Annotated in this window: 23 protein-coding genes and 8 pseudogenes; 17 read left to right on the top strand and 14 right to left on the bottom strand. The window is 30.2% G+C overall.

Annotated elements, in window-relative coordinates:
- The first annotated feature begins 39 nt into the window (after nucleotides 1-39).
- From PL321_RS04150 to PL321_RS04080, 15 genes and pseudogenes are all read left to right on the top strand, one after another.
- Nucleotides 40-765, top strand: a complete 726-nt coding sequence (locus PL321_RS04150) for a substrate-binding domain-containing protein (protein ID WP_273963571.1) — start codon at nucleotides 40-42, stop codon at nucleotides 763-765.
- A 32-nt stretch (nucleotides 766-797) separates the two neighbouring features.
- The gene (locus PL321_RS04145) at nucleotides 798-983 is read left to right on the top strand and encodes a hypothetical protein (RefSeq protein ID WP_273963570.1); all 186 of its coding nucleotides are present in this window, start codon (nucleotides 798-800) and stop codon (nucleotides 981-983) included.
- A 122-nt stretch (nucleotides 984-1,105) separates the two neighbouring features.
- Nucleotides 1,106-1,779, top strand: a pseudogene (locus PL321_RS20930) (carbohydrate kinase family protein).
- Nucleotides 1,780-1,788: 9 nt separating this feature from the next.
- Nucleotides 1,789-3,219, top strand: a complete 1,431-nt coding sequence (locus tag PL321_RS04130; RefSeq protein ID WP_273963568.1) for a glycosyltransferase — start codon at nucleotides 1,789-1,791, stop codon at nucleotides 3,217-3,219.
- Between the two features lie 22 nt (nucleotides 3,220-3,241).
- A complete protein-coding gene (locus PL321_RS04125; RefSeq protein ID WP_273963567.1) occupies nucleotides 3,242-3,670 on the top strand; it encodes a DUF4931 domain-containing protein in 429 nt (142 codons plus the stop codon).
- A 249-nt stretch (nucleotides 3,671-3,919) separates the two neighbouring features.
- A complete protein-coding gene (locus tag PL321_RS04120; protein WP_273963566.1) occupies nucleotides 3,920-4,171 on the top strand; it encodes a hypothetical protein in 252 nt (83 codons plus the stop codon).
- 191 nt (nucleotides 4,172-4,362) lie between these two features.
- Complete coding sequence (locus PL321_RS04115) at nucleotides 4,363-5,457, top strand: HAMP domain-containing protein (protein ID WP_273963564.1); 1,095 nt, start codon at nucleotides 4,363-4,365, stop codon at nucleotides 5,455-5,457.
- A gap of 23 nt (nucleotides 5,458-5,480) precedes the next feature.
- Nucleotides 5,481-5,873, top strand: coding sequence for a methyl-accepting chemotaxis protein (locus tag PL321_RS04110; protein ID WP_273963563.1), 393 nt, complete (start codon nucleotides 5,481-5,483; stop codon nucleotides 5,871-5,873).
- 50 nt (nucleotides 5,874-5,923) lie between these two features.
- The gene (locus PL321_RS04105; protein WP_273963562.1) at nucleotides 5,924-6,259 is read left to right on the top strand and encodes a hypothetical protein; all 336 of its coding nucleotides are present in this window, start codon (nucleotides 5,924-5,926) and stop codon (nucleotides 6,257-6,259) included.
- Nucleotides 6,260-6,880: 621 nt separating this feature from the next.
- The gene (locus PL321_RS04100; protein ID WP_337961070.1) at nucleotides 6,881-7,171 is read left to right on the top strand and encodes an MCP four helix bundle domain-containing protein; all 291 of its coding nucleotides are present in this window, start codon (nucleotides 6,881-6,883) and stop codon (nucleotides 7,169-7,171) included.
- 39 nt (nucleotides 7,172-7,210) lie between these two features.
- Complete coding sequence (locus PL321_RS04095) at nucleotides 7,211-7,396, top strand: hypothetical protein (RefSeq protein WP_273963561.1); 186 nt, start codon at nucleotides 7,211-7,213, stop codon at nucleotides 7,394-7,396.
- A 92-nt stretch (nucleotides 7,397-7,488) separates the two neighbouring features.
- Nucleotides 7,489-8,577, top strand: coding sequence for a methyl-accepting chemotaxis protein (locus PL321_RS04090; protein ID WP_273963560.1), 1,089 nt, complete (start codon nucleotides 7,489-7,491; stop codon nucleotides 8,575-8,577).
- Between the two features lie 254 nt (nucleotides 8,578-8,831).
- Complete coding sequence (locus PL321_RS20925) at nucleotides 8,832-9,158, top strand: GGDEF domain-containing protein (RefSeq protein ID WP_443110737.1); 327 nt, start codon at nucleotides 8,832-8,834, stop codon at nucleotides 9,156-9,158.
- Nucleotides 9,159-9,174: 16 nt separating this feature from the next.
- The gene (locus PL321_RS04085) at nucleotides 9,175-9,756 is read left to right on the top strand and encodes an EAL domain-containing protein (protein ID WP_273963559.1); all 582 of its coding nucleotides are present in this window, start codon (nucleotides 9,175-9,177) and stop codon (nucleotides 9,754-9,756) included.
- A complete protein-coding gene (locus PL321_RS04080; protein WP_273963558.1) occupies nucleotides 9,756-9,944 on the top strand; it encodes an EAL domain-containing protein in 189 nt (62 codons plus the stop codon). The genes PL321_RS04085 and PL321_RS04080 overlap by 1 nt, the downstream gene beginning before the upstream one ends.
- A gap of 115 nt (nucleotides 9,945-10,059) precedes the next feature.
- Here the strand turns inward: PL321_RS04080 and arcC are convergent.
- The 3 pseudogenes from arcC to arcA form a co-directional block, all read right to left on the bottom strand.
- Nucleotides 10,060-11,009, bottom strand: a pseudogene (gene arcC, locus PL321_RS04075) (carbamate kinase).
- Between the two features lie 66 nt (nucleotides 11,010-11,075).
- Nucleotides 11,076-12,064: pseudogene (gene argF / locus PL321_RS04070) on the bottom strand (ornithine carbamoyltransferase).
- A 33-nt stretch (nucleotides 12,065-12,097) separates the two neighbouring features.
- A pseudogene (gene arcA / locus PL321_RS04065) lies at nucleotides 12,098-13,322 on the bottom strand (arginine deiminase).
- Between the two features lie 349 nt (nucleotides 13,323-13,671).
- Between arcA and PL321_RS20920 the strand changes: the two are divergent.
- Nucleotides 13,672-15,089, top strand: a pseudogene (locus PL321_RS20920) (YfcC family protein).
- Between the two features lie 128 nt (nucleotides 15,090-15,217).
- Nucleotides 15,218-15,742 carry a GNAT family N-acetyltransferase gene (locus tag PL321_RS04050; protein WP_337961069.1) on the top strand — a complete coding sequence of 175 codons (525 nt, stop codon included), beginning with the start codon at nucleotides 15,218-15,220 and terminating at the stop codon, nucleotides 15,740-15,742.
- 83 nt (nucleotides 15,743-15,825) lie between these two features.
- Here the strand turns inward: PL321_RS04050 and PL321_RS20915 are convergent, their stop codons facing one another.
- The 11 genes and pseudogenes from PL321_RS20915 to PL321_RS04005 all read right to left on the bottom strand — a co-directional run bounded on the left by PL321_RS20915 (nucleotide 15,826) and on the right by PL321_RS04005 (nucleotide 21,667).
- The gene (locus tag PL321_RS20915) at nucleotides 15,826-15,963 is read right to left on the bottom strand and encodes a hypothetical protein (RefSeq protein WP_443110736.1); all 138 of its coding nucleotides are present in this window, start codon (nucleotides 15,961-15,963) and stop codon (nucleotides 15,826-15,828) included.
- A gap of 21 nt (nucleotides 15,964-15,984) precedes the next feature.
- Nucleotides 15,985-16,787, bottom strand: a pseudogene (tnpC, locus tag PL321_RS04045) (IS66 family transposase); the annotation flags it as partial.
- The gene (locus tag PL321_RS04040; protein WP_273963554.1) at nucleotides 16,787-17,110 is read right to left on the bottom strand and encodes an IS66 family transposase zinc-finger binding domain-containing protein; all 324 of its coding nucleotides are present in this window, start codon (nucleotides 17,108-17,110) and stop codon (nucleotides 16,787-16,789) included. The pseudogene tnpC and the gene PL321_RS04040, both read right to left, overlap by 1 nt.
- A 73-nt stretch (nucleotides 17,111-17,183) precedes the next feature.
- A complete protein-coding gene (locus tag PL321_RS04035) occupies nucleotides 17,184-17,459 on the bottom strand; it encodes a transposase (protein WP_273962931.1) in 276 nt (91 codons plus the stop codon).
- A 92-nt stretch (nucleotides 17,460-17,551) separates the two neighbouring features.
- Nucleotides 17,552-17,820 (bottom strand): annotated as a pseudogene (gene tnpB / locus PL321_RS04030) (IS66 family insertion sequence element accessory protein TnpB).
- A gap of 73 nt (nucleotides 17,821-17,893) precedes the next feature.
- Nucleotides 17,894-18,229 carry an IS66 family insertion sequence element accessory protein TnpA gene (gene tnpA / locus PL321_RS04025; protein WP_273963553.1) on the bottom strand — a complete coding sequence of 112 codons (336 nt, stop codon included), beginning with the start codon at nucleotides 18,227-18,229 and terminating at the stop codon, nucleotides 17,894-17,896.
- Between the two features lie 136 nt (nucleotides 18,230-18,365).
- Entirely contained in the window at nucleotides 18,366-18,875 is a 510-nt protein-coding gene (locus PL321_RS19615) for an MFS transporter (protein WP_337961068.1), read from the bottom strand.
- Between the two features lie 33 nt (nucleotides 18,876-18,908).
- Nucleotides 18,909-19,421: pseudogene (locus PL321_RS19610) on the bottom strand (MFS transporter); the annotation flags it as partial.
- 392 nt (nucleotides 19,422-19,813) lie between these two features.
- Nucleotides 19,814-20,338 carry a signal peptidase I gene (gene lepB / locus PL321_RS04015; RefSeq protein ID WP_273963552.1) on the bottom strand — a complete coding sequence of 175 codons (525 nt, stop codon included), beginning with the start codon at nucleotides 20,336-20,338 and terminating at the stop codon, nucleotides 19,814-19,816.
- Nucleotides 20,325-20,498, bottom strand: coding sequence for a hypothetical protein (locus PL321_RS04010; RefSeq protein ID WP_273963551.1), 174 nt, complete (start codon nucleotides 20,496-20,498; stop codon nucleotides 20,325-20,327). Before PL321_RS04010 ends, lepB begins: the two co-directional genes overlap by 14 nt.
- A 446-nt stretch (nucleotides 20,499-20,944) precedes the next feature.
- Nucleotides 20,945-21,667, bottom strand: coding sequence for a hypothetical protein (locus PL321_RS04005; RefSeq protein WP_273963550.1), 723 nt, complete (start codon nucleotides 21,665-21,667; stop codon nucleotides 20,945-20,947).
- Nucleotides 21,668-21,899 lie beyond the last annotated feature (232 nt).

Raw genomic sequence — 21,899 nt, 5'->3', positions numbered from 1 at the left:
CTGAATTTGTAAAAGGAATAGAGAAAGAAGCAAGGGAATATGGATACAACATACTTCTTACAACATCTGGAAATGATTTTAATAGAGAGGTTGAATGCTTTGAGGTTTTTAAAGAAAAAAGTAGATGGAATAATATTTTCAGGGACCAGATTTACAGAGAAACATAAAATTTCAATAGAAAATACAACTATCCCATTTCTGGTGTTTGGTCAAGATTTTGAACACAAAAACATTGTGGCAATGAATATAGATAACAAAAGGGCAGCTTATGAGGCGACAAAATTTTTATTTTCTAACGGAGCACAAAATGTTGCAATGATTGGAGGTCCGTTGTGGGATAGGGCAGCAGGTTATGATAGATTTATGGGATTTCTTACAGCTTCTGTTGAGGAAGGAGTAAATCCAAGTAAAATAATATATAAAGAAGGAGACTTTACAATTAAATCAGGATATGAATTAATGAAAACGATTTTGAGCAATGTAAAAGTGGATGGGGTTATTGCAGCTAATGATTTTATGGCACTTGGTGCAATAAAGTGTTTATTTGATTTAGGATTTTCTGTACCTAATGATGTTCAAGTTATAGGATTTGATGATAATATAATTTCTGAAATTTATAACCCATCTCTTACAACTATAAAGATTGATTTTAACAAAGCTGGAAGGATAGCAGCAAAATCAATAATTGAAAAAATAAATGGAAATAATACAGAAAAATATATAGTGTTAGATTATAAACTTATAATAAGAAAAAGCACTAAGTAATTTTTTAAAATAAATTGAAAAGCTTTTCTAATATGTTTCATAAATTTCAAAGGTGGGATATATATGCAAGACATAACAAAAACGATATTTTTAAAAATGTAGAAAATGATTTAGTTACAATAGGTGAAATACTTGTTGATATGATTTCAGCAGAGTTTATGGATAAAAGGAATGTAATACTTATATTCGAAACTTTGGAGGGTCTCCTTCTAATATAGCTATAAATACAAAAAATTAGGCTTAAATTCAATAACAGCCTCCAGTGTAGGGTATGATGGAATGGGAGATTTTTAATTGAAAGATTAAAGACTGAAGGGATTGATATAAAACTTATAAAACGATCATATGTTTCTACCAGTATGGTTGTGCTTACAAGGTCAAGGGAACCCCTGTTCCTATATTTTATAGAGGAGCAGACTACAACATTGAATATACAAAAGAATTAGATGAAACAATAAGAAATTCTAAGATAATGCATTTTTCAACTTGGCCGCTTTCAAAACAAAAATCAAGAAAAGTAATAGAAAGGGCAATTGAAACTGCAAAGGAAAGCGGTACATTAATTGGGTTTGATCCAAATTATCACAAGGACTTATGGAATGAAGATGTTGATGGAGTAGAGTATATAAAATCCATAATAAAAAGTGTTGACTTTATTAAACCATCGGAGGATGATGCAGAAAGACTTTTTGGTAAAGATACGCCAGAAAATCAAATAAAAAGTTTCTTGAACTTGGTGCAAAGGTTGTTGTTATGACTCTTGGAAAGGATGGAGTTATAGTTGCAGACAAAAACATAATGCAAAGGTTTGATACATTAGCAACAAAGGTTGAGGACACAACAGGTGCAGGAGATGCCTTTTGGTCAGGTTTTTATACAGGATTAATAAAGGGAAGAAGTATTTTGGATTCAGCAAAGGTTGGCCTTGCTGCAAGTGCCTTTAAATTAAGATATATAGGTGCTATTTCACCAATGCCAAGCTATGAAGAATTAATCAAAGAATTTAATGTATAGGAGGTTTATATGAGAGTTGCATTTATAAATCCACAAGGTAATTTTGATAATAACGACAGCTACTGGACTCAACATCCTGATTTTGGAGGACAGCTTGTATACGTAAAGGAAGTTGCCCTTGCCCTTGGGGATATGGGTATAAAGGTAGATATAATTACAAGAAAAATAGTAGATGATGAGTGGCCAGAGTTTTCAAAGGATGTTGAGATTTATCACGGGAATGAAAATGTTAGAGTGGTAAGAATAGCATTTGGTGGCGATAAATTTTTACCTAAAGAAGAACTTTGGCCATATCTTGCCAATGAATTTATTGATGGAATAGTTGAGTTTTATAAGAGGGAAAACACAAAGCCTGATGCTATAACTACCCACTATGCAGATGGTGGATTAGTTGGTGCTATTCTTTCAAATATTTTTGATGTTCCCTTTACCTTTACAGCACATTCACTTGGTGCACAAAAGATGGACAAACTTGGTGTAAACAAAGATAATTTTGATGAGTTTGAAAAGAGATTTAATTTTTCAAAGAGAATATTTGCAGAAAGAATAGCAATGAATAGGTCTTATGTTAATATTGTTTCAACAGAGCAAGAAAGGTTTAATCAGTATAGTCATAAATACTATGATGGAGCTGTTGATGTTAATGACGATACTAAGTTTAAAGTAGTTGCTCCTGGAGTAAATACAAAGGTATTTACTTATGAATATCAACAGGAGGATGAAAAAACTAAAGAATACATATACAAATATCTAAAGAGAGATATAGCAAAGGATAGATTAAATCTTCAATATATTATACTTTCATCAAGGTTTGATAAAAAGAAGAACCATAAAGGAGCAGTTCTTGCCTTTGCTAAAAACAAAGAGCTTCAACAAAAGGCTAATTTAGTAATTGTTTTAAGAAATGTAGAAAATGCCTTCCAGGATTATTCAAATTTAAATGCTGAAGAGAAGGAGATTATGGATGATATAATGGCAATTATTAAAGAATACAACCTTTATGGGAAAGTATCGATGTTTCCAATAAATGGACAAAAGCAGCTTGCATCAGCCTATAGAGTATTTAGCCAGTTAAAATCTGTATTTTGTTTAACAGCTCTATATGAACCCTTTGGACTTGCTCCCATTGAGGCTATGTATGCAGGTCTTCCTGCTGTTGTTACTAAAAATGGTGGAACTTTAGAGACAGTAAAAGGTGGAAAATATGGAGTCGTTGTTGACCCTGAAAATCCAGTTGATATAGCACAAGGTCTTATAAAGGCACTTGATAACTTTGAGGTTTATAAAAAACTTGGAATAGAGAGGGTGGAATCAAAATATACTTGGAGAGCAACAGCAAAGGGATATCTTGAGGCAATTGAGGAGTCGTTAAGAAAAAGGGAAGAAATTGATAGTTATTACTACACAAGAGTTGAAGGGGATAATTTAATAAAAAAATGAAGGGATTGTTGAGGGATTAGATATGGCAGAGTTTAGATTGAATGAAATAACTAAGGAACAAATATTAATAGTAGAGTCAAGACTTAAAAGACCAAAGGATTTTAAAAATCAGGAGGTTATTGAGAAGGTTTCATTCAAAGAAAACTGTCCATTTTGCTTTGGAAATGAAGAACAAACACCTCCTGAAGTTTATAGAATTGGAGATCCCTGGGAGGTTAGGGTAGTTGAAAATAAATTTCCTATACTTGACAGTAATGGTGATATTACTGGTTATCATTATGTTGTAATTGAAACAACTAATCATAGTAAAAATCTACACGAAATGAATGAGGATGAAATGTACAAAGTTATTAAAAGTTTTGTAAAAGTAAGTGAAGAGTTGTATACTAAAGAAGAAGTTAAATATGTTCAGATATTTAAAAATTATAAAAAGAGGCCGGTGCTTCTTTAGAACATCCACATTCGCAAATTATTGCAATAAAAAGACACCTGAAAAGATAAGAAGGCAGAAGAGAAAAGCACGGGAGTATTTCTATAAAAAGGAAGGTGCTTTATTTGTGATACTATAAAAAATGAGATAGAAAATAAGAAAAGAATTGTCTATGTTGATGAACACTATATAATTTATTGCCCTTATGCATCTATTTTCCCTTATGAAATTGCAATATCACCTATTAATCATAAAAGTACAATACTTTATATGAAGGATGAAGAAATAAGAAGACTAGGTAGAGTTATTTTAAAGGCATTGGATAGACTTCAATGTAATGTAGGAGATGTACCATATAATATGTTCTTTGATTTTATACAAGATGATAATGAATATTATCATTTTCAAATTAGAGTATGTCCAAGATTATCTATACATGCTGGTTTTGAAATAGCAACTGGTCTATATACAAACGTGTTATCTCCAGAGACTGCTGCATTGATACTTAGGGAAAATAAATAATGGTCTATAAGATGCAAGGGAGTGGGGTTATGTCAATTAATAAAAAATAAGTACAAATAAAAATAGAATTTATGAGAAAGTAAAAAAGTATTTTTACAAAGCAAAAACTGTCGGTAAGATTAATTAGGATAATTAGTATTATAACGGCTTTATCCTTCTTGTTTTTGCTTGCAACTATATATAATGTATTAATGGCATCTGCAAAAAGACAATATATTAGTTCTGCCAATCAAGTTTTAGAGCAAAATAAAAATTATATTGAGTATATAACAAAAAGTATAAACGATTATGCAATACAAATAATATCTGATAAAGATTTGATTGAAATTTTACAGAAAGATTTTAAAGATGATTATGATAAGTTGTTGGCAAATAAAGCATTAGAAAGTAAAGTATCATCTATAGCATTATCAAATAATATAATAAGCGATATTTTCATAATAATTGATAATAAAATAAATTATGGTTATCCGAATATAAAAAGTGACATTACAACTGAAAAAATTCCATTTTATAAAGAATTTATAGAATCTAATAATTTTAATTATTGGACACCACCAACAAAATTAAATTTAGGTTTTGTAGATAATATTACAATAAGTAATTACTCAACAATTAAAGATTTAAATTCAGGGAAAAAATTAGGATTACTTATTATAAGCTTGAGCCCTGAAAAATTTTCAAAAGCTTTAATAAAAAACAATGATGGTTCAATGATGTATATCGTTAATGAACAGGGTAAAATAATATCACATAGAGACCTAAATTTAATAGGTAAAGATTTAAAAGAAGATAAAAGGGATAAATTAAATAAAGAAAAAGGTTATTTTTATATAAAAGATAATTTAAAGGAAAAGTTAATAATATATACAACTGCTCAAAATGGTTGGAAGCTTGTTTATGAAATTCCAAAAGATTTATTACTAAAGGATACTATTAAAGTTATAAATTATATTTTAGTTATAGGGATATTGTTTATGTTAATAGTTACATTAACAATAAGCTTATATATGAAAAAGCTATTAAAACCATTAGATAAAATAGTAAAAGCAACACAAAGTATTGAAAATGGAGATTTTACTATAAATGTTGATGTAAATACAAAAGATGAATTAGGTAAGTTATCTAATACATTCAATAATATGATCAACAATTTAAGAGTTATGATTGAAAGGACGTTAAATACAATAAATGAAACAAAAAAGTTGCTGGAGATGTTAGTTCAAGTGTATATGGACTTCATAGTTCGATTTACGAAATTTCTGCAAGTATACAATCTATTTTAGAGGGAGCAAACAGACAAAGTGATATGGCGGATATGTGTAGCGGCAGTGTAAAAAGTTTTGGAAATCAGTTGAGGGAATCTGTAGAAATATTTGAAAAGTTAGATAAGAAATCAAAAATAGCAATGGAAAAAAGCTTAAATGGAATTGAGTATGTTAAAAGTATTATTAGTCAATTTTATGAAAATGTAAAAATTATCAACAATGTTATGGAAATGTCAAATGATTTAACTTTAAGTACAAAGAATGTAGAGGAAATTTTAACTAATATAAATCAAATTGCTGAACAAACAAATCTACTTTCTCTAAATGCTGCAATAGAGGCTGCAAGGGCAGGAGAAGCAGGAAGAGGATTTATGGTAGTTGCCGAAGAGGTACGAAAACTTGCTGATAATTCAAAAAATCCACTTATACGATAGCTAATATAATAAAAGATATAAATAAAAATGTAAATAATACATCCAATGCTTTGGAAAATATAGCTATTGTATTAAATAATCAGAAACAGGCAGTTAATGAAATAATTGCAATATTTAATGAAATAAACGAATCTTTTAAAGAGGTTGCATTAGGAATGAATAAATTTGGTGATATAGTAAATAAAATAAATAGTAACAAAGATGAAGTTGTAAATTTAATTTATGAAATTGCCAATATATCACAAAATACTTCAACATCAATTAATGAGATTAGTACTGCTTCAGAAGAACAAGTAAATGCAGTTGAAAATGTAAAAAATCTAATGATGCAACTAGAATATGTATCTTCTAAATTAGAAGAAATAATATTACAATTTAAGATTTAGACTGTTTTCTTCTTTAATATAAAATTATTGAAGATACAAAAATTCCAGGCTGTTGACAAATATAATTTGTTAGCAGCTTTTTACAATAGCAAAAAGGATTTTTATGATTTATGTAGAATTATATTAATAGAAAGAACTTAAATCAGAGGTATATTATTAACGAGATTAAATCCAAACAACAAAAATTGTAAGTAGTTTATAATGAGAACTAAAGATAATTGTAGATGTTCATGTTACTCCAGGAAATGTGAATGATGTAGATCCTTACTTGAATAGAATTGATAGAATAATTAACACTTATAATTTTAATGTTAAATATGTTGGATTAGATGATGGTTGATTTATTAATTATATATGTAAAGGACTTTCAGATAGAAATATTGAAAAAGACAAGCATTCTAATCGAATACTCGCCTCAACTATCGGCAAACATCCCTTAATAATTATGTCGAAAAATAACGTATTTTTTATATTTACAGGAAAAGTGTCATATGCTAATATATTAAATGCCGAATTTTTATGTATTTTTAATGCTTATATTTTACATATTCCTAATAATTAAATATAAATTTTTAAAGGAGGTTTTATAATGGTACAAGGGGAGAGTCAAAAAGTAAAAACATACTTAAAAACATTAAAATGACATCATTACTATTTACATTAGTAGCCATTATGGGATTTTCTTTAATTGGTATTTCATTATTGGGAATTAATAATATGAAAACTTTAAGTGGTGATATGAATAATTTGTACAATGAAAGAATGTTACCTTCACTTGAATTGAAACTTATCGAAACAGAATTTTATAAAATCAGACTATCTTTAGCTCAAATGGTTTATTCAAATAATTATGATTCAACTTTAAGAACAGAATATAGACAAACAAAAGCAAAATATAGACAGTTTATTTGAGAGATATAGAAATACAAAAATGAATGAAGAACAAAAAGGATGCTTTCAGAGATTGAATCTGCATATAATGCATATATGGAAAATTCAAAGATATTAATAAGTAGATTAAAGTCAAATCAAACTATTTCAGAGACAGAACTTCAAAACTTAAGAAATCTAACTAATAATATTCAAAATGCAATAAATACTTTAGTAGAAAAAATGCCTCTGAGTCTAAAAACGTAGTAGATACAGCCAATTCTCTTTATTCAAAATCCAGAACTATAATGTTATTTATTTTCATAACACTTCTAATAATATCAGCAATTTTTGCATTAATGGTTACAAAATTATTAAAAAATTCTATGGCACAGATAAATTTAGTTGTTGAAAAGTTAAGCCAATATGATTTTACAGTTGAACTTGATACACAAGGTAAAAATGAATTTATAGAAATGAATAAGTCGTTAGCTATAGTGATTGAAAATATTAAAAAGGCTTTAGCAGAAATAAGAATAAATACAGAAACATTAAGTGCAAGCTCACAGGAACTTACTGCAGCTTCAGAGGAAATGGCTTCATCATCCCAAGAACTTGCAAACACAATGGAACAGGTAGCAGCAGGTGCTACATCACAGGCCAACGACCTACAGGATATTGTAAACTTAATTGCTGATTTAACTTCAAATATAGAAAATGTTTATACTGAACTTAGTAATGTAAAAACAGAAACTGATAATGCAACATATAAGGCAAATGCTGGTAAAAGAGAAATGGATAAACTTGTAAAATCAATAGAAGAAATTAAGAATGCCTTTGAAGTTGTTGTAAATAAGGTTGGAACCCTTACATCATCAGTAAAGGAAATAAATAATATTACAAATGTAATAAATGCAATATCTGAACAAACTAATCTTCTTGCTCTAAATGCTGCAATTGAGGCAGCACGTGCAGGAGAGGCAGGACGTGGTTTTGCAGTTGTTGCAGAGGAAGTTAGAAAACTTGCAGAAGAATCTAAGAAATCAACGGCAGAGATTATGGATCTTGTATCTTCAATTCAAAAGGATACCGAAGAAGTTATAAAAACATCAAATGAAGTTGAAGAATTTATAAATGCACAAACAAGTGCTGTTGAAAACACAGTAAGTTCCTTTGCGGAAATATTAGAATCTGTTGAAAATATTGCCCCTCTTATGACAAGAACATATGAAGGAATGGATGAGATAGTAAAATCTAAAGATGAGGTACTAACAAAGGTTGAAGGTGTAAGTGCAATTGTTGAAGAAAATACAGCAGCTTCAGAGGAAGTTGCAGCTTCATCAGAGGAGATATCAGCATCTTCAGAAGAAGTTGCGGCAACAGCACAAACATTAAGTGCAATGGCTATGGATTTAGCAAACATAGTAAATAGATTTAAGGTAGAGTAAAAATTTAAGTGCCTTGATATTTCAAGGCACTTTTAAAAATTATTTTATGTTCTTAGGGAGTTTTTTAGGAGGGAATAAAATGAAGAATGATGTTAAGGGTGAATATATAGATCCAACTACTGGTATATATAATAGAAAATATTTGGAAATATATTACAATAAAAATATAAATACTCATTGTATAATTGCTTTTTAGATTTTGATAACTTTAAATATATTAATAATACCTATGGATATAGTTTTGGAGATAAAGTATTAGGTTATTTTGTAAAAAAATAAAAGAAATTTTAAAGGATGAAGGAATTTTATTTAGATTTGGTGAAGATGAATTTTTAATTTTATTTAAAGAAACTGATATTAAGAATGTTGAAAATTATATACAGAAGATAATTGATAAATTTAATAATATTTTTGAGTTAGAAGGCAAAGAAGTTTTTGTAACTTTAAGTGCAGGAGTTTATAAATCGAACAAAAAGGAAGGTTTGTATGAGATAATTAGAAGAGCAAGTTTGGCTCTTTATGTATCTAAGAATACAGGAAAATCAAAATTAACGATTTTTCAAAAAAAATTGAAGAAATAGAAAGTAAAAAAGCGAATTGTTAATTAAGATTAGAAAAGCAATTGATAATATTGATAATAATGAGTTTTATTTAGTTTATCAGCCAATTTTAGATTTAGAAACATTAAAAATACAAAAAGTTGAGGCTTTAGCAAGACTTAAATGCGAAAAGTTAGGTTATGTTCCTCCAAGTGATTTTATTCCGCTATTAGAACAAACAGGGTTAATTAAAGAATTTGGATATATTATTTTAGAAAAAGTGTTTAATCAAATCAAAGTATGGAAACATAAGGGTATTGAACTGGATGTAAATATAAATATATCTCCTTTACAATTAAGAGATAAAAATTTTATTTCAAAATTGAATAAATTAAGAGAAGTATATGAGGTAGATTTAACCAAAATAACTTTCGAAATAACTGAAAATCAGATGCTTCAATGTGATGAGTTACAGCACACAATATTGAATGAAATAAGAAAAATGGGAATATCACTTTCTATAGATGATTATGGTAATGATTATTCTCAAATGACTAATCTAATTAAAATACCTGCAAAGGAAATAAAAATATCAAAGGAAATAATTAGCTCAATAGAAAAAGATAAAAAGTACAATTAATGGTAAAATTTTTAATTGAACTATTTATTAACTTAGGATATATAGTGATAGCAGAAGGAGTAGAAACACAACATCAGTTTAAAATATTAAAAGAAATGGGTTGCATAAAAATACAAGGTTATTATATAAATAAGCCTATTGATGCAAAAGAAATAGAAGGAATTTTATTACAAAAAATGCATTTTTAAATTAATTGTTATTGAAATTATCGTTATTGCTATTTTTCTAATAATTTTATACATAATAATATTAATGTTGTCTTAGTAAATAAAAAACCCTCCACTAAATTTTAGTGGAGGGTTTTTACCTTGTAACAACTGTTCCAGTTAATCCCTTTAAGGCCTCTCTTGCCTTTTCAAGTGAAGTAATAATAGCCTTTCTTCCTTCCTTTGAATTTGCAAACATTATTGCAGCCTTAACCTTTGGAAGCATTGAACCTGGAGCAAAGTGACCTTCTTCTATATATTGTTCAGCCTCTTTAACTGTTAGTGTATCTAAATCCTTTTGGTCTGGCTTGTTGAAGTTTATAGCAACCTTTTCAACAGCAGTTAGTATAATAAGTTCATCGGCATCTAATATTTCTGCAATTTTTTCTGATGCAAGGTCTTTGTCAATAACTGCTGGTACACCTTCTAATGTTCCATCATCCTTCATAATTACTGGAACACCGCCGCCACCTACAGTTATAACTATATGTCCTGCCTCAACAAGCGTTTTAACTATTTCCTTTTCAACAACATCAACTGGCATTGGAGATGCAACAACGCGCCTCCATCCACGGCCAGCATCCTCCTTCATTACATATCCCTTTTCCTTCATTAAAATTTTTGCCTGTTCTTCAGTAAAGAAGGAACCAACTGGCTTTGTAGGATTTTTAAATCCTGGGTCATTCTTATCCACAACCACCTGTGTTACAATTGCCGCTATTGATTTTTTATATCCCTCTTTAACATTTCCTCTCTTATTGCCTGCTGCAAATGGTATCCTATATATCCTTGGCTCATTGCACCACATTCAGGGAATGGCATAACAGGTTTTGAGCTGTCCTGTGCATTTGCAGCTTCATAGGTTGCAACAATTTGCCCAACTTGTGGGCCGTTTCCGTGGGCAATTATTACTTCGTGACCATCTTCTATTAAATCAACTATGGCCTTTGCAGTATGGTGGCAGGTTTCAAGTTGAGCCTCTGCTGAAATATCCTTTGGATTAGCTTGAAGAGCATTTCCTCCTAAAGCTACTACTATTCTTGCCATATTTTATCCCCCTATTCTTTATTTTTAAAACTCACGTTTGGACTTAAGCCCAAACGTGAGCCTTTATTATAGAGTAGCAACCATAACAGCCTTTATTGTATGCATTCTGTTTTCTGCTTCATCAAATACAACAGAGTGTCTGCTTCTAAACACTTCATCAGTAACTTCTCTAATATCAAGTCCCATCTTTTCCATAGCATCCTTTGCCATTTTTGTTTCAAAATCGTGGAAGGATGGTAGACAGTGCATAAATATTACATCTGGGTTTTCAGTTGATCTTAGCATATCCATTGTTACTCTAAATGGGGTTAAAAGCTTTACTCTTTCTGCAAGCTGAGCTTCTTCTCCCATTGATGCCCAAACGTCTGTGTAAATTACATCTGCACCCTTTAGAGCCTCTATGTTATCAGTTATTTCAATTACTGCACCAGTTTCCTTTGCAACTTCACGAACCTTTTCAACTATATTCTCTTTAGGCCAAAGTTCCTTTGGACCATATGCAACAAAGTGCATACCCATCTTTGCACAACCATACATCCAGGCATAGGCCATATTGTTTCTTGTATCTCCAACGAATACAACCTTAACCTTGTTAAGTGGTTTTGCAAACATGTTCTTCAATTGTCATAAGGTCAGCAAGTATTTGTGTTGGGTGGTCAACGTCAGTTAATCCATTCCAAACAGGTACTCCTGAATATTTTGCTAAATCTTCAACTACCTTTTGGTCAAATCCTCTGTATTCAATACCGTCGTAATATCTTCCAAGAACCTTTGCAGTATCCTCTAAGGATTCTTTTTACCCATTTGTGAGCTGTTAGAATCAAGGAATGTAACGTGGGCACCTTCATCAAGTGCAGCAACTTCAAAGGCACAACGTGTTCTTGTTGATGTCTTTTCAAATAAAAGAACTATATTTTTTCCAGCAAGTAGATTGTTTCTTATTCCAGCTCTTTTTTAGACTTTAAATCGTGGGATAAGTCAAGTAGGTATCTTATTTCCTCTGGAGTAAAGTCCATAAGAGTTAAAAGGCTTCTTCCTTTTAAATTAACTGGCATAAATATTTCCCTTTCTTTATGTAAATTTATTTTTTACAAATTAATATTTTCTCTATAAAGTGGCATACTCATACATCTCGGGCCACCACGACCCCGGGATAGTTCTGAACTTGGTATAGTTAGTACTTTAATGCCCTTCTTATCAAGTATTTCATTTGTTACGTAGTTTCTTTCATAGGTTACAACAACACCTGGAGCTATCGCTAATGTATTAGAACCGTCATTCCATTGTTCGCGTCCAGCAATTATGTAGTCACCACCACCACATTTTATAAGTTCAACGCTGTCAAGGTGTAGGGCATCCATTAATATTTCTTCAAGTGGGCTTGTATTGTGTTTGAATTTCAAGCTGTTTCCAGAACCTTTAGTCACTTCATATACACTAAGAGGTCCTTCAATTGCTGGGTGAATTGTAAACTTATCATAATCAACCATAGTAAATACGGTATCTAAGTGCATAAAGGCTCTGCATTTTGGTATTTCAAAAACAAGAACCTTTTCGAATTCGGTTTTTCAAATAGTTTTTTAGCAACTATTTCAATAGCTTCTGGAGAAGTCCTTTCGCTGTATCCTATTGCAACTACTTTATTTGATAAAACAAGCTCATCGCCACCTTCAATCGAGAAGGGTAAAGTTCTATCATACCAGAGGGGGACATTAGCTTCTTTGAAGTCTTTATGATATTTATGTATATACTTTAAGAAGAGAGTTTCACGACGTCTTGCCTCAGTTTGCATTTTGTTTAATGTTATACCATTACCTATTGCTGCACCTGGGTCTCGTGTAAAATAAAGATTTGGCATTGGATCTAAATAGAAGGGATAGTCGTCCATTATTAAGTCAGCAAGTGAAGTTACTTCATTAATTTTAATTTCTTCTTTTCTTATTCCAGACATTACTTTGTCCACCATATCACGTGTAGACATAGAAAGCAGATATTGCATTAGAGCTTCTCTAAGTGAAGGAGAGTTTATTTTGCTTTCACTTAGCATTTCCTCTAAAAACTCTACTTTTACTTGTTCATCGCTTAAGGCTGAAGTAACAAGTTCTTCAAGATAAAATACTTCTACACCATTATCACGAAGAACCTGTGCAAACTTATCGTGTTCCATCTTTGCTATTTTAAGATAGGGTATATCGTCAAATAGAAGTCTTCCGAGATACTCGGGTACTAAGTTTTCAACTTCATTTCCTGGTCTATGTAATAGAACTTTTTGAGTTTTCCAATCTCGGAGGTGATGTTTATTAGTTTGCTCATTTTATCCCTCCTTTTGCAACTAAAATTGCATAGTTTTCACATTATTCATTATACATTTTATGTATAAAAAGGTAAAACCTTATGTAATACCAGTAATCACCCTTTGTATTGAATTTTTGCCAATAGTATTATTTTATCTCCTTTTACACAAGTATACTAATAATTTTGAAAATTAAAAATAAAAAGTGCCACCCAGGTGAAATGTTACTTGAACCATTAATTGTAAAAAATAAATACATTAAATATGAAAAAGTATATTGGGGAAACTAACAATTAGGAGATTTTATGATTAAACTCTTAGTTCGATAAACTAATAAAAATATACTTAAAAAAGTTAGGAGGATTAAAAATGCAAAGGAAAAGATTGAGAATGCCAAGTGCCTTTACTATACTTTTTATTATAATAGTGATTGTTGCGATATTAACGTGGATAGTACCATCAGGTGAATATCAATACGTTGATCCAACGGCGGTTAAAAAACAGCCAATACCTAATACCTACCATTTAGTTGATAGAAATCCTCAGGGGTTTAAAGATATAGTTTTAGCTCCAATAGAGGGATTTTATGAAGCTGTGGATGTTGCACTGTTTGTAATTGTAATAGGTGGATTTTTGGGGATAGTTATGAAAACAGGGGCAATTGAGGCTGGAATTTCAAATGTTACAAAAAGGCTTGAGGGAAAAGAAAAGTGGATGATACCAATACTTATGATTTTATTTTCATTAGGTGGTACTACTTTTGGTATGGCAGAGGAGACAATTGCATTTTATCCATTATTAATTCCTGTATTTTTAGCAGCAGGATATGACACAATTACAGCAGTTTCAGTTATAATGCTGGGTGCTGGAGTTGGAGTTTTAGGTTCAACAGTTAATCCCTTTGCAACAGGGATAGCTTCAGGCTTTGCAAATATATCAATTGGTGATGGAATAATATTTAGACTACTAATATTAGTATTAGGTGAGGCAGCAGCAATATTATTTGTATTGAGATATGCTGAAAAGGTAAGAAAAGATCCAACTAAATCATTGGTATATGATACACTAAAGGAAGATAAAGAGCATTTCCTTGCTCATAAGGAAGGAACAGAATTTCCAGAACTTACAGGAAAGAGAAAACTTGTTTTATATATGTTTGCAGCAACATTTATAATAATGGTATTTGGTGTAATTCCCTTTGAAGACATAGGAATTACTTTAGTTCCAACCCTAGGATGGTGGTTTGGAGAACTAACGGCACTTTTTTAGTATCAGCAATTTTAATAGGACTTGTATATGGAATGAAGGAAAATGAACTTACTTCAACCTTTGTAGATGGAGCAAGGGATCTTTTAGGTGTTGCACTAATAATTGGTGTATCAAGGGGTATAACAGTTGTAATGAATGCGGGAAAAATTACAGATACCATTTTGCATTTAGGAGAAGATACACTTGCAGGTACAGGTAGAGTTGGTTTTACAATTCTTTCATATTTGTTTTATATACCTTTATCCTTCTTAATACCTTCAACTTCAGGGCTTGCAACACTTTCAATGCCAATTATGGCACCTCTTGCAGACTTTGCAAATGTTTCAAGACATATAGTAATTACTGCCTACCAATCTGCATCAGGTATTGTTAACCTGATTACTCCAACAAGTGCTGTTGTTATGGGAGGTCTTGCAATAGGAAGGGTATCCTATGATAAGTGGTTGAAGTATGTATGGAGGCTGCTTGTTATATTAATGGTTATAATAATTGCAGTTTTAACAGTAGGGGCACTATAAAGTGCCACCCAGGTGAAATGTTACTTTTTTCATAATATAAAATTTTTATATTAAAAAGTTAACAACTGTAATATACATTTATAAATAGCTTTTATACACTTTTGGGGGATGGTTATGTACTTTAAAAGATTTTTAGGGAGAGAATTTATTTATCACCATTGAGTTCAGATGATTATTTAAAATATGCAGAGTGGATAAATGATTTAGAAGTTAGTATTGGACTATTTGAAATGAAGACTCCAATTACTGCTGAAGGCGAAAGGCAGATTATAGAGGAGCTTTCTAAGGAAAATGTATTTGCCATAGTTTTAAATGAAGTAGATAAATTAATAGGAAATGTCGGACTACATAATATTAATTGGATATCAAGAACAGCAGAGATTGGTATATTAATAGGAGATAAATTCTATTGGGGACAAGGTTATGCAAAGGAAGCAATGGAACTTTTACTTGATTATGCCTTTAATATGCTTAATTTGCATATGGTATACTTAAAGGTCTATGGCTACAATGTTAGTGCTATAAGGTGCTATGAAAAGGTTGGTTTTAAATATGCAGGAAGACTAAGAGAGGCTATAGAGGTAGCAGGAGAAAGATATGATGTAATTTATATGGATATATTAAAGAGTGAGTTTAAATCAGTTTATATGTAAGCGTCAAAATTTTAGCACCTACAACTTTTATAAAAAGACATTAAAATATCCTAGTAAGGCAAATAAGCTTTACTAGGATTAATTTATTTCTTATCTTTAATTTTCATATCTTCAGGTATTTTATGAGACCAAGGCATAAGATTACCTAAGCTATCGCTATCTTGCATATCTATTTTTGATAGGTTATCAAACAAATAGACTAAATACTTTTCTACAACTATATTGTTAGCCTTGGCAGTTTCAATAATACTATATATAATAGCACTAGATGTTGCACCTTTTGCTGTATTTGCAAACAAAAAGTTTTTTCTACCTATTACAAAAGGTTTGATAGCTCTTTCTGCTGCATTATTATCAATTTCTAAAGAACCATCAAGCAATACATTCTTTAGTCCAGGTAAATGTTTTTTAGCGTAGTCTAGTGCTTTGCCTAATGGACTTCTTGGAAGAGCATTAGGTATTTCTCTTTCAACATAATCTATAAATTCATCTAATAGCGGAGCTAATTTTTCAGCTCGTATTTTATATCTAATTTCATAATAGTTTTCATCACTTGAATAAGATTCTCGTAATTCTTTTTCAAGTTTATAAATTTGCTCACAAAAATTAAACCCTATTATAGCTCTAGAGTCCTTTAGGGCTTCCTCATCCAGCTCTGCAATTATATTATAAAAGTGTCTTCTTATATGAGCTAAGCAGTACACTCTTGTAGCATTTGAAACAGAGTTATAGCCACTATAACCATCTGTTTGAAGATACCCACTAAAATCTCCTAAGAAATTTTTAGGGCAAGAGCTTGAACGGGTATTTTGATAATCATACAAAATTACAGGCTTTGAATTAGTATTACTCATATATAACCACATATATTTTTTAGATTTAGACTCTGTACCATTATCATTAATTACAGTTAGAGTAGTTTCATCTGCATGAATATAATTTCTACTTAACAATTCTTTTTCATGTGGTTATATATTGGTTCTAGAGCTTTGGCTGCCGCCATAGTCCAGTTTGATAGAGTTTGCCTTGAAAGTGTGGCTCCCATCATATCAAAATATGTTTCCTGCCTGTAAAGTGGTATAGCAGATGTTGATATTTTAAAGTAAGAGTATGTGCAACCAATTCATGTGAAGCCATGCTGTTGTAAAAAATAGTCTTTGGAGCTTCCGTTGAAATTATATTACTTTCGCCTGTTTCTTTTTCACAAGCTTTACAAGCGTAGCTGTATATAATATGTTCTTCAACTATAAGTTTAGCTGGAACATACTTTATAATTTCCTTTCTAGATTTAACACCAATTTCAACAAGATCTTCACCACATTCTTTGCATTTAAGGTCTTCGCCTTCTAATTTATGTTCAATAACCACTCTTTCTAAATTTGCAAGATTATCTTTTTACCTGTACTGTTATTTCTCTTAGCTCTTCTATATGTAATTTCTTCTAAAGTAGGTTCTTCTGCTTTTGAATCACTATGTTTTTCAACCTCGTTAAAAGAGATAGTTGGTTAGCATCTACTTGTTCACTAGATGTTCCAAATATCTTTTTATTCTTATTTGATATAATAGACTTTAAAAATTCTATTTCATTTTTAAGATTTTTTATTTCTTCATCTTTTTGACTTAATTCCTTTGATTTCGCATTGATTTCTTCTTCCATCTTTTCTATTAATGCTTTTGTAGTATCATCTATTTCATTAGTTAAAATTTCGTGATTCATCGTAAAGTACCTCTTTAGAATTTATTTTACAAATTAATTATATCATAAAAGTCCTTGAAAATAAAGGTTTCTCAAGGACTTTTTATGTTCTATTAAAAATAATTACTTGGTTTTATAGGTTTAAATTTAGATACTGTTCTTACTTCGTAACCTTTTAAAAGCCAACGTAATTCTTCTATATTAACTTTTAATGCTTCTTGTGGATTTGATGGCCATTTAAAGCGATTAGCTTCTAAACGATAATAATATAACCAAAAGCCTTCGTCAAAATGCAGAATCTTTAATTTATCCATTTGTTTGTTGCAAAAACAAATAAGGCTTTTTCAAATGGGTCTAGCTTCAATTGACTTTGGACTATCATTACTAGACCATCTATACTTTTCTTAAATCCGTAAAGCCGCAGGCAAGATAAACTGTTTGTACTTTTTCTATATTTAGCATGATATAGATAATTCCTTTATTATTTTAGATATTAGATTGACTTCATCAGAAGGAATGATTACAGTTACATTACCTACGGTAATTTTTACTTCTTTTGATAATTTAGCAGTTTCTTTTTGCTCATCTTGTATAGCTAATGGAATAGCGTGAAATACAATGTCTTTTCTATCATTTGATTCTTCCTTTTGCAATCTTTTTCTATGGTAATAGAATTGTGTTTTACAAATGTCATTTTCTATACAAAAATCCTTTACTGTTATTGAACCATTATATGATTCAAATTTCTTTATATATTCTTCCCATTTAGCATGACTCATTCTTTTACCCATAAATTACCTCCCATTAATAATATTTGCTTTTATTCTATCAATGGGAGGATGAGATATCTAGGTACTTAATTTTTGACGCTTACGTTTATATAAAGGATGTAGTAGAGAAGAAAAAGGGCATAAAACCATAATGGGTTTATGCCCTTTTATATCTTAAGATAAATAGTAGACCAGATATAAATCTTAAAATACCTACTATAACAAGTGCAGTTCTTATTGTAGTAAACTGATAAAGCCTCATTCCAACCCAAGGAGCAATTACAAGGGTTATGTTAGTTACAAGATTATAAAAAGCTATATATGATGTTCTATTTTCCCTTGGGGCAACTTCATAAAGTGAGTTTATAAGTAGAAGTAGAGTACCTGAAACACTTAACCCGGTTATAACTACAAAGTAGGCAACGTGATTAATCTTAGTAGACATTGCATACATAAAAGGAGCAAAGGACATTCCAATTGCAGCTATTGTAAGTGCAATGGAGTTTCCGTGTTTTTTAGAGAATTTTCCCCAGAATCTATATCCAAAGGCCATAGCAAGTCCATTTATCGTTGAGATTATAGATGCCCAAAACTCATTAGTGTGAAGATAGTCTACTTCATAGGTTAGAAATAATGGCCATCCCATCTGCCAAGTGAAGTGGAAAATAATAACTGTTACAATAAAAACGAGATATTCTCTTTGTTTTGGCAGTGTCTTTAAAAAACTAATTGAAATCCTATTACCCTCAGTAGATATTTCTGCAAAGGAAGTCTTTTTATTTTTATGCATTAGAAGGGTTACAACCTCAAGTAGACCAAATACAAAGGCTAAAACAAATATCAATTGATAAATAGCTATAAGTTGCGACTTAGATTTTGAAAGTGTAGTTAATAAAAAACCTGCAATTAAAGTTGTGGCAGTTCCTGCGATTGTAGAAATACTATTTCTAATTGAAAGGTATTGTTCTCGCTCTCCAGGTGAGAATATGTCGGCAAAATAAGACTGCCATAAAAATACTGCAATAGAGTTTGGAAAGTTCATAGCACCATATAAAAGTACGAATATAAAGGCTCTGTAGTTAGGCGACAAGAATGGTACAAGTGCCATTAACAGATAAAAGGATCTGGTTATAAAAAACGCAATAGAAGTGGTTCGTTTTTTATTTTTTGTGGTTGTTAATATAATTCCTCCAATAAAAATTGCAATAATACTAAAAAAGCTGGAAGTGAATTAAAAAGTGAAACCAGATTATCCCCTGCATTTAATCTTTTAAGAAAAGTCCTGCAAAGGAAGTTGCAAGATTTAGGGCTATTACCTGAAATACTCCGTTTAATATGTTTAAATAGTAATTATTCTTTAGTTTACTCAAATTAGCACCCCCATTCCCCAACTTTGATTATAAATTAATAACTTAAATATTACAATAACTGAATAAATTTTAAGTTATATATTAGTTATTAAATTAAAATAAAAAGATTTATAATAATATTTAAAATAGATAAAGAAATAAACAACTCCCTATCGATCTAATATTTAAATAGGGAGTTGTTAAGCTTAATATAGTTATCTTTTATGTAGGGTTTATAAAATAACTTTAACTACAACTAATATGACAAATTCAATGGATACATAATTTTATAAAAAGGATAAATAGAAAATACAACCTTACCTACAACTAAATCCTTATTAACTGGTCCAAGTTTTGGATTTCTACTATCAAAGCTCTCTCCATTTTCTCTATTATCACCTATTAAAAATAAATGATTCTTGGGGACAACTGTCCTTTTCATATTTTCAGGTCTGCCAACAGAATAAACTTCAAGTAGTGGTTTTTCATTTACATAAACAACACCATTATTTATCTCAATACTATCGTTTTCTAATGCTATAATTCTTTTGACTAAATAGGAATTCTTATATTTAACGATTACAACATCGCCTATTTTTGGTTTTTTAAACTTGTATACTGCTTTATTTATAAAAAGATAACTGTTATTTTTAATTGTTGGTATCATTGAATTACCGTATACCTTACTTATTGAAACTGTGTTTGAAACTATAAAATATGCCAAAATCGCAATAATTATTGTTTTAATGTTATCAATTACCTTTTTATTAGTTTGAACCATCTTTTACGTCTCCTTCATCGTTTGAAGCTCCACTATTTTGATTGGAATCTTCTTGAGTTGAATTTTGAGATTCATTGCTTTCCTGTATATTGTTTTGAACATTTTCACTATTTGATACTATATTTTCTTCTACTTTATAGTTTTCAACAAGATTATCCATTGCCTTTTTGATTCTTCTAAAATTGAATTTAATATATCAATTACTTGTTTTTTAGACTCTTCATTTGAAATATTTAGATTAGCTATAAGTGTGTTTGTGTAATTTTCTAATTCCTTTTTATATTCATTTTTTTCTCAATAGTAAAATTGTCTAAATCCTCTTTAGATCTTTTGAGTTCCTTTTGAATTGCTTCCTTTAGTCTTAATTTTTGAACTTCAAGTTCAGAATCAATGGCGACTCTAATTTGTTTTTTGAATTATCAGCAAGTCTATTATAATAGTTTTCAAGTGTGGCTTTTACATTGATATCTGCATCAGCTCTATTTACTGGTTTGATTATAAAAAAGACACAAGTAAAACTGTAATTAAAATGTAAGATATTTTATCCTTCATACCATCACCACCTTAAGGATAAGCGACATAGGAAAACCTATGTCGCTTAAATAATTAATTGTTATTATTACTAAAAATTCCTTCAACAAGTGCATCAAGTTCAGCCTTAGCAGCATCAACTATTGTATTTGCAGTATTAGTAATTTCTGATTTCTTTTCTTCAACTAATTTTGATGAAGCAGTTTCCATTTCTGATTTTCTGGTGCTAACTTCATTGTCTAAGAAAGACTTTAAGCTATTAGTTGTTGTATCTTCATTTGTTGAAATTTCATCTGAGATTGCTTTCTTTGCATCATCTATTGCATTTTGTAATGATTCAACAGCAGAATTCTTAGTTGAATTTAAAGTATTTGTAAGAGTAGTATTTTGTTTAGCATATTCATTATTTACAGCATTATTAATTTCTGTTTGTCTCTTTTCTTGTTCCTTATTCATTTCATTAGTTCCCCAAGCCTTTTTAGCAGCTTCAAATGTTGAATAATCGTTTTCCATTACAGCTAATATACTTTCTTTTGCTTCAGTGATTTGGTCAATATATGTATCTGCATAGTCATTTATAGAATTTGTAGAATTTGTTAAAGTATTTGATGCGTGTTCTTTTACATCATTAACACTATTAGTTTTTAAAGCTTCAAACCAGCTTAGTAATTCTTTAGCATATTTAGTATTAAAGTAATTAGTTAGGGTTGCAACTATACTATTTGTTGATTTTTTAAATTCTGAATTGTACCAAGCTCTTAATTGTTCTCCTGCATCAGTTCCTGCAAATGCAACCAATGAACCACCTACAAGACTTGCTGCTACAGCAGCTGAAACAATTTTTTTCTTAAATTGTTCATAAAAATTCCTCCTTTTATAAAATTTATTTATTAATATTGTTAACTAAATTATCCATATTGCCTTTTGCTTCTCCTACAATTCCATTGGCTGTAGAATCTAAAGCAGAATTTTTTTCATTAACTAAATTTAAAGTTGAAATTTGAATTTCTTTTTTCTTTCACTAATTGAA

Source organism: Caloramator sp. mosi_1, from assembly GCF_028622835.1.
In the GTDB taxonomy this organism is placed as follows: domain Bacteria; phylum Bacillota; class Clostridia; order Clostridiales; family Caloramatoraceae; genus Thermobrachium.
The sequence above is the reverse complement of the archived record's forward strand: the minus strand, read 5'-3'. Positions and strand labels throughout refer to the sequence as shown.

Bases quoted from the DNA above. Each gene is read 5' to 3' on its own strand.
- PL321_RS04090 (WP_273963560.1), top strand. From the start codon at position 7,489: ATGGTTACAAAATTATTAAAAAATTCTATGGCACAGATAAATTTAGTT.
- PL321_RS04145 (WP_273963570.1), top strand. From the start codon at position 798: ATGTTTCATAAATTTCAAAGGTGGGATATATATGCAAGACATAACAAA.
- tnpA (WP_273963553.1), bottom strand. From the start codon at position 18,229: ATGGGTAAAAGAATGAGTCATGCTAAATGGGAAGAATATATAAAGAAA.
- PL321_RS04115 (WP_273963564.1), top strand. From the start codon at position 4,363: ATGGCATCTGCAAAAAGACAATATATTAGTTCTGCCAATCAAGTTTTA.
- PL321_RS04110 (WP_273963563.1), top strand. From the start codon at position 5,481: ATGGCGGATATGTGTAGCGGCAGTGTAAAAAGTTTTGGAAATCAGTTG.
- lepB (WP_273963552.1), bottom strand. From the start codon at position 20,338: ATGGTTCAAACTAATAAAAAGGTAATTGATAACATTAAAACAATAATT.
- PL321_RS04035 (WP_273962931.1), bottom strand. From the start codon at position 17,459: ATGAATCACGAAATTTTAACTAATGAAATAGATGATACTACAAAAGCA.
- PL321_RS04095 (WP_273963561.1), top strand. From the start codon at position 7,211: ATGCTTTCAGAGATTGAATCTGCATATAATGCATATATGGAAAATTCA.
- PL321_RS04010 (WP_273963551.1), bottom strand. From the start codon at position 20,498: ATGGATAATCTTGTTGAAAACTATAAAGTAGAAGAAAATATAGTATCA.
- PL321_RS04120 (WP_273963566.1), top strand. From the start codon at position 3,920: ATGAAGGATGAAGAAATAAGAAGACTAGGTAGAGTTATTTTAAAGGCA.
- PL321_RS04130 (WP_273963568.1), top strand. From the start codon at position 1,789: ATGAGAGTTGCATTTATAAATCCACAAGGTAATTTTGATAATAACGAC.
- PL321_RS04150 (WP_273963571.1), top strand. From the start codon at position 40: ATGGATACAACATACTTCTTACAACATCTGGAAATGATTTTAATAGAG.
- PL321_RS04125 (WP_273963567.1), top strand. From the start codon at position 3,242: ATGGCAGAGTTTAGATTGAATGAAATAACTAAGGAACAAATATTAATA.
- PL321_RS04080 (WP_273963558.1), top strand. From the start codon at position 9,756: ATGGTAAAATTTTTAATTGAACTATTTATTAACTTAGGATATATAGTG.